Origin of the sequence: Mycobacterium sp. 852002-51971_SCH5477799-a, assembly GCF_001667145.1 — a bacterium.
Classification (GTDB): Bacteria; Actinomycetota; Actinomycetes; order Mycobacteriales; family Mycobacteriaceae; genus Mycobacterium.
Genome location: NZ_LZIF01000044.1, coordinates 20,616 through 35,698 on the forward strand (window position 1 = coordinate 20,616; position 15,083 = coordinate 35,698).

Consider the following 15,083-nt stretch of genomic DNA (forward strand, 5'->3'; position numbering starts at 1 on the left):
AACGCAACCGAAACGTCGCAGGCATACACAGTTCATATGGCCCCTCCACTGGCCCCACCAGACTCCGCGCCGCTGACCGGCTACCGGATCGCCGTCACGTCGGCGAACCGCGCCGAGGAGCTGTGCGCGCTGCTGCGCCGCAACGGCGCGGAGGTTTCCAGCGCCGCGGCCATCAACATCATCGCGCTGCCCGAAGACGCCGACTTGCAGAGCCACACCGAAGCCGTGATCGCCGAACCACCCGATATCTTGGTGGCGCACACCGGTATAGGCTTCCGCGGCTGGGTCGCCGCGGCCGACGGCTGGGGGCTGGCAACCCAACTGCTGGCGTCGCTTGCCAAATCGCGGATCGTGGCCCGGGGCCCAAAGGCGACCGGCGCGTTGCGCGCCGCCGGGCTGCACGAGGAGTGGTCACCGAAATCCGAGTCGTCGCGCGAAGTCCTGCGGTATCTCCTCGAGTCGGACGTCGCCGGTAAGCGCATCGCCGTCCAGCTGCACGGCGCGGCCGACGGATGGGATCCGTTCCCGGAGTTCATCAATGGATTGCGAGCGGCGGGCGCGCAGGCGGTGCCCATCCACGTATACCGCTGGAAGCCGACGCCGTCCGGCGGCGACTTCGACCAACTGGTCGCCTCGGTCGCGCGCCGGCAGTTCGATGCGGTGACCTTCACCTCGGCACCAGCCGGTGCCGCGCTGCTGGAACGCAGCCGCGACTTGGGCATCGAAGATCAACTGCTGCAAGCGCTTCGCAGCGATGTGCACGCGATGTGCGTAGGCCCGGTCACCGCGCAGCCGTTGATCCGCGCGGGAATTCCGACGTCGTCGCCCGAACGAATGCGGTTGGGCGCGTTGGCCCGCCACATCGCCCAGGAGCTCCCGCCCCTGCGGTCGTGCGCCATCCGCGCGGCCGGGCACGACATCGAGATCCGCGGAACCTGCGTGCTGGTTGACGGCTCGGTGCAGTCGCTGTCGGGATCGAGCATGGCGACCCTGCGCGCGCTGGCGCAACGTCCCGGCGATGTCGTCGCGCGCAACGACTTGCTACGCGTACTTCCCGGCAACAGCAACGACCCGCACGCCGTCGATACCGCAGTGCTGCGGTTGCGAACGGCGCTGGGCGACAAGAACATCATCGCGACGGTGGTCAAGCGCGGTTACCGACTCGCGATCGAGCATCCGGGAGAGTCCTCATGGCCTTGATCCTGGTAGCCCACGGCACCCGCAGGCCGGATGGGGTGGCGATGATCGAAGACCTTGCGGCACAGGTGAGTACGCTCGTCCGCAGCGCGGTGGACGTTGCCTTTGTGGACGTGGTGGGCCCTACTCCCAGCGAAGTGCTGGCATCCGTGAAGGCCGCCGAACGCCCCGCGATCGTGGTGCCGGCCTTCCTGGCGCGCGGATACCACGTGCGGGCCGACCTTCCCTCACACGTCGAGGTCAGTGGACACCCGAACGTGATCGTCACCCCCGCGTTGGGTCCGAGCGGTCAGATTGCGCGGATCGTCGGCGATCAGCTGGCCAAATGCGGTTGGCGGCCGGGTGATTTGGTGATCCTGGCCGCAGCGGGAACATCGGACGACAAAGCCCGCGCCGACCTGCACACCACCGCGACGCTGCTGTCGGCGCTCACCGGATCCCGGGTGAGCCTGGCGTTCGCGGCCACCGGTGATCCGCCGGTGCCCGAGGCCGTAGATCGGGCACGGGTCCGGGCGCGCCGCACCGGCGGACGTGTCGTGGTCGCCTCATATCTACTGGCCGACGGCCTGTTCCAACAACGGCTGCACGGCTGCGGTGCCGACCTGGTCAGCGAGCCGCTGGGCACCCATCCCGGGCTGGCGCGCCTGGTCGCGAACCGATTTCGCCGGGCCCTGCCGCCGGTCCTCGCCGCCACCGCCCGGCACGCGTCGCGCCGTTCGAGCCCGCATCAGCCGGGCCACGGCCGCTCGGCACTTTCGGCCTCCTAGCGGGAAATCGCCTGCCGTCGAGGCGCGCCGGTGCCCGTCGTTCCTTGATCTTTGGTCGCAGACGGGCGATCCTGGCACCATGCCCCGTCGCGAAGAGCAGTCGCATGGGATCCTCGACCCGGTCGCCAAGATGCTGCGGTTGCCTTTCGGCACACCGGAATTCATCGACCGGATCGTCACCGGCGGGGCCAACCAGGTGGGCCGGCGCACCCTGCGCATGCTGATCACGACGTGGGACGCCGCCGGCGGCGGCCCGTTTGCGGCCAGTGCCGTCGCGTCGACGGGCATGGCGAAGACCGCCGAGATAGTGCAGGGCATGTTCATCGGCCCCGTCTTCGGCCCATTGCTGAAGGTTCTGGGCGCCGACAAGGCGGCCCTGCGGGCCTCGTTGTGCGCCTCGCAGTTGGTGGGCCTGGGGATCATGCGCTACGGCATCCGATCCGAGCCGCTGCACTCCATGCCGGTGGACGCTCTCGTCGACGCGATCGGGCCGACGATGCAACGCTACCTTGTCGGCGACATCACCCGCTGAACCGGCGGTCGGGCTCAGGCGGCCCGCGGCTGGTAGTCGCGCGCGACCTGAACGTAGCCGTCCTCGGTGATCCGCACCGGGTACACCGGCACCGAAACGGTCGGATCATCCAGGCAGGAACCGTCTTCGAGCGAGAACGCCTGCTTCAAGATGGGCGACTGAACCGTGACGCAGCCGTCGCGGTCACCCACGATTCCGCGGGAAAGCACCGCGGCCCCGGAGAACGGGTCGACGTTGCCCACCGCGTACACCGAGCCGTCGTCGAGCCGGAACAACGCCGCCTGGGAACCGTCATCGAGCAGCACGCCGACGCCGCGGCCCGGGATGAGGTGCTCGTACGCGCACGCGCTGGTCCACACCGCAATGTCGTTGAGAAGTGTCATGATCGGTTCCTCATTCCTCCGTTGTCGCTTCACGGACCCGCGGCATGCCAATGGACACAGGGATTTTGCGACCGGCATGCTCGGTGAACGTCACGGTTGAGTCGACGGCGTCCGGGGCGTTGACGAACGACACGAACCGCGACAGCTTGTCCGGGTCGTCCAGCACGCCCTTCCATTCGCACTTGTAGTTCTGCACATGCCGCTCCATTGCGGCCTCGAATTCCCCGGCCAGGCCGAGCGAGTCGTCGCACACGACCTCGCGCACGTGGTCGAGCCCGCCGTCGAGCGAGTCGACCCACGGCGCCGTGCGTTGCAGCCGATCGGCCGTCCGGATGTAGTACATGACGAACCGGTCGACGTAGCGGACCAGCGTTTCGGTGTCCAGATCGCTGGCCAACAGCTGCGCGTGCTTGGGCGTCATGCCGCCGTTGCCGCCGACGTACAGGTTCCAACCCTTTTCGGTGGCGATGACGCCGACGTCCTTGGACCGGGCTTCGGCACACTCCCGCGCGCAACCCGAGACGCCCATCTTGATCTTGTGCGGTGCCCGCAAGCCGCGGTAGCGCAGTTCCAAATCGATGGCCAGCTGCACCGAATCCTGCTGCCCGTAGCGGCACCAGTCGGTGCCCACGCAGCTCTTCACCGTGCGCAGCGCCTTGCCGTACGCGTGGCCGGATTCCATGCCGCCGTCGACCAGGCGCTTCCAGATCTCCGGAAGTTGGTCCACCCGGGCGCCGAACATGTCGATCCGCTGGCCGCCGGTGATCTTGGTGTAGAGCCCGAAGTCCTGGGCGATCTGGCCGATCAGGATCAGGTGCTCTGGCTTGATGTCCCCTCCGGGGACCCGGGGCACTACCGAGTAGCTGCCGTTCTTCTGAATGTTGGCCAGGAAGTGGTCGTTGGAATCCTGCAGCGAGGCCTGCTCGCCTTCGAGGATGTGATCCGACCCGGTGGAGGCCAGGATCGAGGCGACCACGGGTTTGCAGATGTCGCAACCCTTTCCGCGGCCAAAGCGCTCCAGCAGCCCGGAGAAGGTGCGGAGCTCGGTGGCGGAGATGATCTCGAAAAGCTCCGCCCGCGATTGGCTGAAGTGCTCGCAGAGCGCCTTGGACTGTTCCACGCCCTCGGCTTCCAGCAGCTGCTTGAGCAGCGGCACGCACGACCCACACGAGGTGCCGGCCGAGGTGCACGCCTTGAGCGCGGGGACATCGGCGCAGCCGTCGGCGATCGCACACTTCAGATCGCCCTTGGTGACGTTGTTGCACGAGCAGATCTGCGCCGAATCCGGCAGCGCCCCAACGCCCAACGCGGTACCGCTGCCGGAGGATGCCGGCGCGATCAGCGCCAGCGGGTCGCCGGGCAGCTCGCTGCCGACCATGGGCCGCAGCACCCCGTAGGACGAGGCGTCGCCGACCAGCACACCGCCGAGCAGCGTCTTGGCGTCGTCGGAGAGCACGAGCTTGGCGTAGGTGCGGTTGACCGCATCGTTGATGGCGACCTCGAGACAGTTCTCGGTCGTCCCCATCGCGTCGCCGAAGCTGGCCACGTCGACGCCGAGCAGTTTGAGCTTCGTGGACAGGTCCGCCTCGCCGAACTCCGCGACGCCGTCCAGCAGCCGATCGGCCACCACCTCGGCGGAGGTGTAACCCGGACCAACCAGGCCGTAGCAGCGACCGCCGATCGCGGCGACCTCACCGATGGCGTAGATGTCGGGATCGCTTGTCTGGCAAGCCACGTCGGTGAGCACCCCGCCACGCTCGGCGCGGGTCAGTCCGGCCGCGGTCGCCAGCTCGTCGCGCGGCCGGATGCCGGCGGCGAAGATCACCAGACCGGCGTCGATGACCTGGCCGTCGGTCAGGCTCACCCGCACCGAGGTGGTGCCGTCCGAATGCTCGACCGCCTCGATCGATTCGGTTCCAGTGCCGACGTGCACCGAGATGCCGAGCTCGCCGATCATTCTGGCCAGCAGCCCACCGCCGGCCTCGTCGATCTGCTGGGCCATCAGCCGCGGCATCATCTCGATGACGTGGGTCTGCAACCCGAACTGGCGCAGCGCATTAGCGGCTTCCAGGCCGAGCAGGCCGCCGCCGATCACGACACCCGCGGTGGCGTGCGAGGTTTCGGCCGTGCGCTGGGCGTCGGCGCGGATCGCGTCGAGGTCGTCAAGCGTGCGGTACACGTGGCATGCGGGCAGATCGTGGCCCGGCACCGGCGGCACGAAGGCGTACGAGCCGGTCGCCAGGACCAACGTGTCGTAGCCGTGTCGCTGACCGTCCGCCGTCACCACCGTCTTTGCGGCGCGGTCTATTTCGGTGACGCGTTCGTTGAGCACCAGCCGGACCAGCTCGTCACCCTCGTATTCGTTGCCGGGCAACGCCAATAGCTTGCGATCCCAGCTTTCGGTGTAGGAGGTCAGGCCCACGCGGTCGTAGGCCGCGTCGGTCTCCTCGGCGAAAACCGTGACACGCCAGAGTCCCTCGGTGTCACGGGCGCGGAGCGCCTCGACGAATCGGTGACCCACCATGCCATGTCCGACTACGATGATGTGACGGCGCGCACAGCTGGCGCCCGAAATCCCGTCTGCAGACATGGCTTTGAGAGTAACGGCCAGAAATTACGTTCTTTTCGCGCAATGTGACGGTCCTATGACGAGGATCTCACAACTCACAGGAAGGCCTGTGATTGATCGTTCGCTGCCGGCGAACGACAAGGTGGAACTTTAGCGGGGTCGACTCATGTTTGCCCTAGTAGCCGGTCGCGCAGGCACCGGTCACAGGAATCTCACAATCAAGCTCAAGGAATTAGAAGGGAAGCGCCATGAGTAGCCTCGCATTGTGGTCGCGGCCGGCCTGGGACACCGACCGGTGGTTGCGCGACTTTTTCGGACCCGCCGCCGCGGCGGATTGGAACAGGGCGGCGACCAGCGGTTTCAAGCCCGCCGCCGAGATCGTCAAGGACGGCGACGACGCGATAGTACGGGTCGAACTCCCAGGCGTTGACGTCGACCAGGATGTCAACGTGGAGGTCGATCGCGGCCGGTTGGTCATTCACGGCGAGCACCGCGATCAGCGTTCGGAAGAGAAGGAAGGCCGCACGCTGCGCGAGATCCGGTACGGATCGTTCCGCCGCTCCTTCCAGCTGCCCGGCCACGTCACCGGCGACGCCATCACGGCGACCTACGACGCCGGTGTGCTGACGGTGCGGGTGGCCGGTGCGTACGCCGACAACCAGGCGCAGCGCATCGAGATCACCAAATAGTCTCCGGTCAGTCCGGAGCAACAGCCGAATCCGGCGGAGTCGCAACGGCTCCGCCGGATTAGGCGCGTCAGCCCCAGCGGGCCAGCAACTCCTTGGCCCGCGTCGCCAGCGCTGCCTGCAGGAACGGCCCGAAGCTGATGCGCGCCACACCCAACGGACCGAAGGGCGCCGGGTCGTCCTGGTCGGGCAGCGCGATCGCGTTGACCGGCAACTCCAACTCGGCGGTCAAGCGCCGCAACGTGTCGGGGTCGTGGCGACCCACCGGGTACAACACATCGGCGCCGGCGGCCGCCGCCTGATTCAGGCGCGCCACCGCCCGTTCGACGCGATCGGACGCCTCGCCGTCCTGGCGCAGGAACAGATCCGTCCGGGCATTGATGACGACGTGCACCCCGGCCGCGTCGGCGGCCGACCGCAGCTCGCCGACCAACGCGGCGTGTTCGTCGGCCGACCGCAACCGCTTGCCCTCCGAATGCACGGTGTCTTCGATGTTGAGCCCGACGGCGCCGACGCTCAGCAGGCCCTCGATCAGCCGGGCCGCCGACTGCCCGTACCCGGATTCGATGTCCACCGATATCGGGACGTCGACGGCGGCGGTGATCTGTGCGACCCGGGTGAGGACGTCGTCAAACGACATGCCCTCGTTGTCGGGTTTGCCGATCGAGTCCGCCATCGGGTGACTGCCCACGGTCAGGGCGGCGAATCCGGCGTCGGTCGCCAGCCGCGCCGACCAGGCATCCCACACGGTCGGCAGGATGACCGGGTCGCCCGGCCGATGCAGTTCCAGCAGCGTGGCGGCCCGCTCGGCCGGTGTGGTGCGTCCCGTCATAGGTGTCTGCTCCCTCGGCATCCGGGCTCAACGGACTGACGTGTGGCGTGTGCCGTGGATAGTATCGAGGGCGTACTGTGATCCGAAACACTGCCGAGGAGATCCGTTGACGAGCACGACTGGCACGACCGAATTCGCCGAACTCCACGACCTCATCGGCGGCCTGCGGCGGTGCGTGAGTTCCCTGCGGGCCCGATACGGTGACAGCCCGGCCATGCGGCGCATCGTCATCGACGCCGACCGCATCATGTCCGACGTCGACCTGCTCGACACCGACGTGTCCGAATTGGACCTGGCCGGCGCCACCGTGCAGCAGTCCGGCGAGAAGATCGTCATTCCAGACACCCAGTACGACAGCGAATTCTGGCGCGACGTCGACGACGAGGGTGTCGGCGGTCACAACAGGGCCTGAACAACCCAAGCCCCCCAGAAAAGGGGGGCTTTCCTCTGTGTACCCTTCGACCTACAGCCCGTTCGAAGAGGAACACACTAAATGAGCGCACCCACGGCGAACCGTCCTGCGTCCGGTGTCTTTTCACCCACGCGCGCCCGTATCCAGCAACGCACCCTGCGCACCGACCGGTGGTGGATGTCGCCCCTGCGAATCGATCTCGGCTTCGCCGCTTTCCTTATATATGCGACAGCGCGAGCGTTCCAACAGAATTACTTCTTCGTCCCCAAATACCACTACCTGACGCCGTTCTACTCGCCCTGTGTGAGCAAGGGTTGCGGTGAGGCCGGCGACATCTGGCCGCAGTTCCTGCCCGACGTGTGGTGGCTGCCGTACGCGGCGCTATCGCTGCCGTTTCTGCTGCTGTTCCGGTTGACCTGCTACTACTACCGCGGCGCCTACTACCGCACGGTGTGGCAGTCGCCCAGCGCCTGCGCCGTGGCCGAGCCGCGCGCACACTACACCGGCGAGACGAGGTTCCCCCTGATCATCCAGAACACGCACCGGTACTTCTTCTACATCGCCGGCATCATCTCGGTGATCAACACCTACGACGCCATCGTCGCTTTCCACTCCGACAGCGGGCCCGGCGGATTCGGTTTCGGTCTGGGCAATCTGATCCTGCTCGGCAACGTCATCATGCTCTGGATCTACACGCTGTCCTGCCACTCCTGCCGGCACGTGACCGGCGGGCGGCTCAAGCATTTCTCCAAGCACCCTGTGCGGTACTGGATCTGGACACAGGTCAGTGTCATCAACACCCGACACAAGATGTACGCCTGGATCACGCTGGGCACGCTGATGCTCACCGACTTCTACGTCGCGCTAGTAGCCAGCGGTACCATTCCTGACCTGAGATTTATTGGCTGACAAGCCATTTCGAAATTAATCAGAATTTAGTAGCGAGGGTTTCATGGTCGAAATCGAGCGGCACACCTACGACGTGGTCGTGATCGGTGCCGGCGGCGCCGGGCTGCGTGCGGTTATCGAAGCGCGCGAACGGGGTCTGCGGGTCGCGGTGGTGTGCAAGTCGCTGTTCGGCAAGGCCCACACGGTGATGGCCGAGGGTGGCTGCGCGGCGTCCATGGGCAACACCAACCCGAAGGACAACTGGACGACCCACTTCGGCGACACGATGCGCGGGGGGAAATTCCTCAACAACTGGCGCATGGCAGAACTGCACGCCAAGGAAGCCCCGGACCGCGTCTGGGAGCTGGAAACCTATGGCGCGCTGTTCGATCGCCTCAAGGACGGAAAGATCAGCCAGCGCAACTTCGGCGGGCACACCTACCCCCGGCTGGCCCACGTCGGTGACCGCACCGGCCTGGAGCTGATCCGCACCATGCAGCAGAAGATCGTGTCGCTGCAGCAGGAGGATTTCGCCGAGCTTGGCGACTACGAAGCCCGGATCCGCGTGTTCGCCGAAACCACGATCACCGAGCTGATCAAGGACGGCGACGCGATCGCCGGGGCGTTCGGCTACATCCGCGAAAGCGGAAACTTCATCTTGTTCGAGGCGCCCGCGGTGGTGCTGGCCACCGGCGGGATCGGCAAGTCGTTCAAGGTCACCTCGAACTCGTGGGAGTACACCGGCGACGGCCACGCTCTGGCCCTGCGGGCGGGCGCGTCGCTGATCAACATGGAGTTCGTCCAATTCCACCCGACGGGCATGGTGTGGCCGCCGAGTGTGAAGGGGATCCTGGTCACCGAGGGCGTTCGCGGCGACGGTGGGGTGCTGAAGAACTCCGACGACAAGCGGTTCATGTTCGATTACATCCCGTCGGTGTTCAAGGGGCAGTACGCCGAGTCCGAACAAGAAGCCGATCAGTGGCTCAAGGACAACGACTCAGCCCGCCGCACCCCGGACCTGCTGCCGCGCGACGAGGTCGCGCGCGCGATCAACTCCGAGGTCAAGGCCGGACGGGGCAGCCCACACGGCGGCGTATTCCTCGACATCGCGTCGCGGCTGACGCCGGCGGAGATCAATCGCCGCCTGCCGTCGATGTACCACCAGTTCAAGGAGCTGGCCGGCGTCGACATCACCAAGGAGCCGATGGAAGTCGGGCCGACCTGCCACTACGTGATGGGCGGCGTCGAGGTGGACGCCGACACCGGCGCCGCCACGGTCCCCGGGCTCTTCGCCGCCGGCGAATGCTCCGGCGGCATGCACGGCTCGAACCGGCTGGGCGGCAACTCACTGTCGGACCTGCTGGTGTTCGGCCGGCGGGCCGGTTTGGGCGCGGCCGACTACGTGCGGGCCTTGAGCAGCCGTCCGGCGATCGCCGACGACGCCGTCGAGGCGGCGGCGAAGCGGGCGCTGTTGCCCTTCGAGGCGCCGGCCAACGGCGCCGCCGGGGAGAACCCCTACACCCTGCAGCTGGAACTGCAACAGTCGATGAACGACCTGGTGGGCATCATCCGTAAGTCCGACGAGATCACGGAGGCCCTGGCGCGGCTCGACAAGCTGCGGGCGCGGTTCAAGAACCTCCACGTGGAGGGGCAGCGCCGCTACAACCCGGCCTGGAACCTCGCCATCGACCTGCGCAACATGCTGCTGGTCAGCGAGTGTGTCGCCAAGGCCGCGCTGCAGCGCACCGAGAGCCGCGGCGGACACACCCGCGACGACCATCCGTCGATGGACTCGTCGTGGCGCAAGGTGCTGCTGGTGTGCGAGGCGGCCGACAGCGACGACGTGATCCCCGACATCACCATCACGAAGAAGGATCAGACGCCGATGCGGCCTGATCTGCTGGAGCTGTTCGACATCGCCGAGCTGGAGAAGTACTACACCGACGAAGAACTCGCCGGGCACCCAGGACGGAGTGGCAAATGACCTACAACGCGACGATGCGGGTGTGGCGCGGCGATGACGCCGACGGTGGTCTGCAGGACTTCACGGTTGAGGTCAACGAGGGCGAGGTCGTCCTCGACATCATCCACCGCCTGCAGCAGACCCAGACGCCCGACCTGGCGGTGCGGTGGAACTGCAAAGCGGGCAAGTGTGGCTCCTGCTCGGCGGAGATCAACGGCAAGCCGCGGCTGCTCTGCATGACCCGGATGTCCACGTTCGCCGAGGACGAGGTCGTCACGGTCACACCGCTGCGGACGTTCCCGGTGATTCGTGACCTGGTCACCGACGTTTCGTTCAACTACGAAAAGGCCCGCGAGATACCGTCTTTCGCGCCGCCGAAGGACCTGCAGCCCGGGGAGTACCGGATGGCGCAGGAAGACGTCGGACGCTCCCAGGAGTTCCGCAAGTGCATCGAGTGCTTCCTGTGCCAGAACGTGTGCCACGTGGTGCGCGACCACGAAGAGAACAAGAAGGCGTTCGCCGGCCCGCGCTTCCTGATGCGGATCGCCGAGCTGGAGATGCACCCGCTGGACACCCGCGACCGGCGCAACGACGCTCAGGACGAGCATGGGCTGGGCTACTGCAACATCACCAAGTGCTGCACCGAGGTCTGCCCGGAAAACATCAAGATCACCGACAACGCGCTGATTCCGATGAAAGAGCGGGTCGCCGACCGCAAGTACGACCCGGTGGTGTGGCTCGGTAACAAGCTGTTCCGTCGCTGAGCCGCCGGGCGTTAAGGTCCGGGCGGCTTCGGGTAGCCGAACTGCGTCCTGTCGCGCCGCCGGCAACGGCGGTCGAGTGACGACCGGAAGGCAGTGAATGAATCCGACGCGAGAAACCCCCAGCATCAACCAGATTCGCACGGCGATCCGGCAGCTGTCGGTGCGGGCCCAGCTGGCCCACAAGGAGGGGCGGCAGGGCGACGCCGCCGATATCGAACACCGTATCGACGACTTCCGCCACGAGCTGAGTCGGCGGCCCAAGCCGGTCGGCCGGCTGAGCAACGCGATTACGCGCCGAGGCGGCGGAATACGCTCCGATGGAACACGATGGGCGCCACCTCGGCGTCCACCGTCACCTCGCTGACCCGCAACACCACGATGGTGTGATCGCCCGCCGGGATGAGCTGCTCGATCGCGCTTTCCAGCCAGAGGCCGGTGCCCTTGATGAACACCGCGCCGGTGGACCGTGAGACCGTTTCCAACCCCGCGAACCTGTCGCCGGTCTTGGCGGCCAGCGAGCGCGCGGCCTCGTCATGCTCCTCGCCCAGCACGCTGATGCCGAGCATCGGCAGATCCTTGAGCTTGGGCCATGTCGTCGAGGTGTTCTGCACGCAGAACGACACCAACGGCGGATCCAGCGATACGGGCACAAAAGTGCTGGCGGCCAAACCTTCCCGCGTTCCATTCACCTCGGCGGCGATCGCCACGACACCGGACGGGAAATGACCAAAGGCCTCCCGAAGTGACGACGCTGTCAGCTTGTTATTCGAGTTCACCGGACTTATTCGCCCCTAGAGCCGGAGACGGGACTTGTCGGATTTGACCCTACCCGGCGTCACTCGCCCGGGCGCGGCCACCCTTACCCGTTTTCTAAGCGTTCTGCCGAATATCCGTGCGCCGCGGCGACATCCGGATGGGCCCGCAGTCTGCTCTTCCACGCGTTGCGGCCGTAGACCGCAAAGATCGGATCCGATGGATCGTCCACCCGCCGCGCGCGTGCCTCGAGTTCTTCGGGCAGCGACAGCACCGGTATCCGCGCATCCAAGCGGGGGTTGAAGAAGAAGGGCACCGAGATGCGGTCGGTAGCCGGCCCCCGCAGGTTGACGCGGTGCTCGGTGGCCCGTAGGTAGCCGCGCGTCGCCACCTCCAGTAGTTCACCGATGTTGACGATGAATGCGCCCTCGCGCGGCGCCACGTCGATCCAGCCGCCGTTCGAATGTCGTCCTCCGGGCAGCCGCACCTGCAGGCCCCTGCTGCCCGGCTCGGCCAACAACAGCGTCAGCACCCCGGAGTCGCGGTGCGCGCCCACGCCCTGCGGGCTGGCCGCGCCGCCGGGGTAGCGGATGATCTTGATCAGCGTGGCCGGCGCGTCGGCGAAGGCCGCGTCGAACACATCGGCCGGACTGCCCAGCGACGTCGCCCAGTGCTGCAGCAGCGTGCGGGCCACCGTGGACAGCGCGGCGTCCCACTCCCCGACGATCCCGGGCAGGTCCGGCAGCGCGGCCGGCCACTGGTTGGGCCCCTGCAGCCACCGATAGTCGGACCCGTCCAGCCCACCGATCGGCGTGCGCTCCGGCCCGACGTCGATCTGCTCGCGCCAATCGACCTTGCCGCGAGTCAACTCGCCGCCGAGCCGGGTGTAGCCGCGGAAATGGGGGCTGCGCACCATCGCGACGGCGTCCTTGTCCCGTTGCGGCAACGCGAAGAGCCGGCGGGCGGCGTCCAGGACCCGCGTCACCAAATCCGGCGGTACGTCGTGACCGGTGAGGTAGAAGAACCCGATTTCGTGGCCGGCCGCGCGCAGGCCGTCCCGCAGGCGGCCCGGGTCGGCCCGCAGGTCCACCGTGGCCAGCTCCGGGGGCGGCACAGTGACGGCGGGCACATCGGTCATGCGCGCATCATCGCCGCAGGTAGATCGGATTTCAACGGCATGACCAGCAGCTTCCCAACCGGTTGGTTAATTAGGTAATGAAATCTAGCTCACATTGACTTGCATACCACTGACGCGAGCGATATTTTAGTGTTGTTACTGGTGGGTAACTTAGACCTAGTACCCAACCACAAGTGGCATTCTCAACGAGGAGGACCGTAGTGAGCCACTACAAGAGCAACGTCCGCGACCAAGTATTCAACTTGTTCGAAGTTCTGGGCGTTGACAAGGCGCTGGGCCAGGGCGAATACGCCGACCTGGACGCCGAAACAGCCCAAGAAATGCTGAGCGAGATCAGCCGACTGGCCGAGGGGCCGGTCGCGGACTCCTTCGTCGAGGGTGACCGCAATCCGCCGGTCTTCGACCCGAAGACGCACTCGGTGACGCTGCCGGATTCCTTCAAGAAGTCCGTCCAGGCCGTCATCGAGGCGGGTTGGGACAAGGTCGGTCTTGACGAGGCTCTGGGCGGAGTGCCCGCGCCCAAGGCGCTGCTGTGGGCTTTGCACGAACATCTTCTGGGTGCCAACCCGGCGGTGTGGATGTACGCCGGTGGGGCTGGCTTCGCCCAGATCCTTCACCACCTCGGCACCGACGAGCAGAAGAAGTGGGCCGAGCTGGCCGCCGAGCGCGGCTGGGGGTCGACCATGGTGCTCACCGAGCCGGACGCCGGCTCCGACGTGGGCGCCGGGCGGACCAAGGCAGTCCAGCAGGAGGACGGTTCGTGGCACATCGACGGTGTGAAGCGATTCATCACCTCCGCCGACTCCGGCGACCTGTTCGAAAACATCTTCCACCTGGTGTTGGCGCGCCCCGAGGGCGCCGGACCTGGCACCAAGGGCCTGTCGCTGTTCTTCGTGCCAAAGTTCCTGTTCGACTTCGAGACCGGTGAACTGGGCGAGCGCAACGGCGTCTACGTCACCAACGTCGAGCACAAGATGGGCCTGAAGGTATCGGCGACATGTGAGCTGAGCTTCGGCCAGCACGATGTCCCCGCCAAGGGCTGGCTGGTCGGCGAGGTACACAACGGCATCGCGCAAATGTTCGAGGTGATCGAGCAGGCCCGCATGATGGTCGGCACCAAGGCCATCGCGACCCTGTCGACCGGTTACCTGAACGCGCTCGAATACGCCAAGTCTCGCGTCCAGGGTGCCGACATGACCCAGATGACCGACAAGACCGCACCGCGAGTGACCATCACGCACCACCCGGACGTGCGCCGCTCGCTGATGACCCAGAAGGCCTACGCCGAGGGTCTGCGCGCGCTGTACCTGTTCACGGCGACCTACCAGGACTCGGCCGTCGCCGAGGCACTGCACGGCGTGGACGCCGAGCTGGCGGTCAAGGTCAACGACCTGATGCTGCCGGTCGTCAAGGGTGTGGGCTCGGAGCAGGCTTACGCCAAGCTCACCGAGAGCCTGCAGACCTTCGGCGGCTCCGGCTTCCTGCAGGACTACCCGATCGAGCAGTACATCCGGGACGCCAAGATCGACTCGCTCTACGAGGGCACCACGGCCATCCAGGCGCAGGACTTCTTCTTCCGCAAGATCGTCCGCGACAAGGGCACTGCGCTGGCTCACGTGTCCGAGCAGATCCAGAAGTTCGTCGACAGCGAGTCCGGCAACGGGCGGCTGAAGACCGAGCGGGAGCTGCTGGCCAAGGCTCTGGACGACGTCCAGGCGATGGCGGCGACGCTGACCGGCTACCTGATGGCGGCGCAGGAGGACGTGACCAGCCTGTACAAGGTGGGTCTGGGTTCGGTGCGCTTCCTGATGAGCGTCGGTGACCTGGTCATCGGCTGGTTGTTGCAGCGCCAGGCGGCGGTTGCCGTGGCGGCGCTCGACGCCGGCGCCAGCGGCGAGGACAAGTCCTTCTACGAGGGCAAGATCGCGGTGGCATCGTTCTTCGCCAAGAACTTCCTGCCCCTGCTGACCAGCACTCGCGAGGTCATCGACACGCTGGACAACGACATCATGGAGCTCGACGAGGCCGCCTTCTAGGCCAACCTCGAACACCACGCGCAAATCCCCCGCTTCGACCGCGAAGCGGGGGATTTGTCGTTAGGGAAACCGCGCGCCGAAGCCTCGGGTGCAGCGAAAAGGCCGCCGCTGGATCCCCTCACTCCAGCGGCGGCCGTTTTCGTACGCCAGTCCGATGGCGACG

At 66.6% G+C, this 15,083-nt stretch carries 14 protein-coding genes; 9 read left to right on the forward strand and 5 right to left on the reverse strand.

Annotated elements, in window-relative coordinates; translation table 11 throughout:
- Window positions 1-48 precede the first annotated feature (48 nt).
- From A5753_RS04670 to A5753_RS04680, 3 genes are all read left to right on the forward strand, one after another.
- Window positions 49-1,200 (forward strand): uroporphyrinogen-III synthase, encoded by a 1,152-nt coding sequence (locus A5753_RS04670; protein ID WP_156655949.1) that lies wholly within the window; start codon window positions 49-51, stop codon window positions 1,198-1,200.
- A complete protein-coding gene (locus A5753_RS04675; RefSeq protein ID WP_067123915.1) occupies window positions 1,191-1,964 on the forward strand; it encodes a sirohydrochlorin chelatase in 774 nt (257 codons plus the stop codon). The genes A5753_RS04670 and A5753_RS04675 overlap by 10 nt, the downstream gene beginning before the upstream one ends.
- Before the next feature lie 79 nt (window positions 1,965-2,043).
- Entirely contained in the window at window positions 2,044-2,496 is a 453-nt protein-coding gene (locus A5753_RS04680) for a hypothetical protein (protein WP_067123916.1), read from the forward strand.
- A gap of 14 nt (window positions 2,497-2,510) precedes the next feature.
- Here A5753_RS04680 and nirD read toward each other — a convergent pair whose 3' ends face one another.
- Together nirD and nirB are read right to left on the reverse strand one after the other, a co-directional pair.
- Window positions 2,511-2,879 (reverse strand): nitrite reductase small subunit NirD, encoded by a 369-nt coding sequence (gene nirD / locus A5753_RS04685; protein ID WP_067123917.1) that lies wholly within the window; start codon window positions 2,877-2,879, stop codon window positions 2,511-2,513.
- Window positions 2,880-2,889: 10 nt separating this feature from the next.
- Window positions 2,890-5,469, reverse strand: coding sequence for a nitrite reductase large subunit NirB (gene nirB, locus A5753_RS04690; RefSeq protein WP_082971172.1), 2,580 nt, complete (start codon window positions 5,467-5,469; stop codon window positions 2,890-2,892).
- A 227-nt stretch (window positions 5,470-5,696) separates the two neighbouring features.
- Here nirB and A5753_RS04695 point away from each other — a divergent pair, with 227 nt between their 5' ends.
- Window positions 5,697-6,137 carry an Hsp20/alpha crystallin family protein gene (locus A5753_RS04695; protein ID WP_067123922.1) on the forward strand — a complete coding sequence of 147 codons (441 nt, stop codon included), beginning with the start codon at window positions 5,697-5,699 and terminating at the stop codon, window positions 6,135-6,137.
- 67 nt (window positions 6,138-6,204) lie between these two features.
- On the opposite strand, the gene A5753_RS04700 is transcribed toward A5753_RS04695, so the two are convergent.
- Window positions 6,205-6,966, reverse strand: coding sequence for an isocitrate lyase/phosphoenolpyruvate mutase family protein (locus A5753_RS04700; protein ID WP_067123924.1), 762 nt, complete (start codon window positions 6,964-6,966; stop codon window positions 6,205-6,207).
- A 106-nt stretch (window positions 6,967-7,072) separates the two neighbouring features.
- Here A5753_RS04700 and A5753_RS04705 point away from each other — a divergent pair, with 106 nt between their 5' ends.
- The 4 genes from A5753_RS04705 to A5753_RS04720 all read left to right on the forward strand — a co-directional run bounded on the left by A5753_RS04705 (window position 7,073) and on the right by A5753_RS04720 (window position 10,993).
- Window positions 7,073-7,378, forward strand: coding sequence for a hypothetical protein (locus A5753_RS04705; RefSeq protein WP_064953694.1), 306 nt, complete (start codon window positions 7,073-7,075; stop codon window positions 7,376-7,378).
- 81 nt (window positions 7,379-7,459) lie between these two features.
- Window positions 7,460-8,287, forward strand: a complete 828-nt coding sequence (locus tag A5753_RS04710) for a hypothetical protein (protein WP_067123926.1) — start codon at window positions 7,460-7,462, stop codon at window positions 8,285-8,287.
- A 43-nt stretch (window positions 8,288-8,330) separates the two neighbouring features.
- Window positions 8,331-10,250, forward strand: a complete 1,920-nt coding sequence (locus A5753_RS04715; protein ID WP_067123928.1) for a fumarate reductase/succinate dehydrogenase flavoprotein subunit — start codon at window positions 8,331-8,333, stop codon at window positions 10,248-10,250.
- Entirely contained in the window at window positions 10,247-10,993 is a 747-nt protein-coding gene (locus tag A5753_RS04720) for a succinate dehydrogenase/fumarate reductase iron-sulfur subunit (RefSeq protein WP_067123930.1), read from the forward strand. The genes A5753_RS04715 and A5753_RS04720 overlap by 4 nt, the downstream gene beginning before the upstream one ends.
- Window positions 10,994-11,280: 287 nt before the next feature.
- On the opposite strand, the gene A5753_RS04725 is transcribed toward A5753_RS04720, so the two are convergent.
- Window positions 11,281-11,769, reverse strand: a complete 489-nt coding sequence (locus A5753_RS04725; protein ID WP_067123936.1) for a flavin reductase family protein — start codon at window positions 11,767-11,769, stop codon at window positions 11,281-11,283.
- Between the two features lie 83 nt (window positions 11,770-11,852).
- Entirely contained in the window at window positions 11,853-12,884 is a 1,032-nt protein-coding gene (locus tag A5753_RS04730; protein WP_067123941.1) for an isopenicillin N synthase family oxygenase, read from the reverse strand.
- Window positions 12,885-13,084: 200 nt separating this feature from the next.
- Between A5753_RS04730 and A5753_RS04735 the strand changes: the two genes are divergently transcribed.
- Entirely contained in the window at window positions 13,085-14,920 is a 1,836-nt protein-coding gene (locus A5753_RS04735) for an acyl-CoA dehydrogenase (protein WP_067123943.1), read from the forward strand.
- Window positions 14,921-15,083 lie beyond the last annotated feature (163 nt).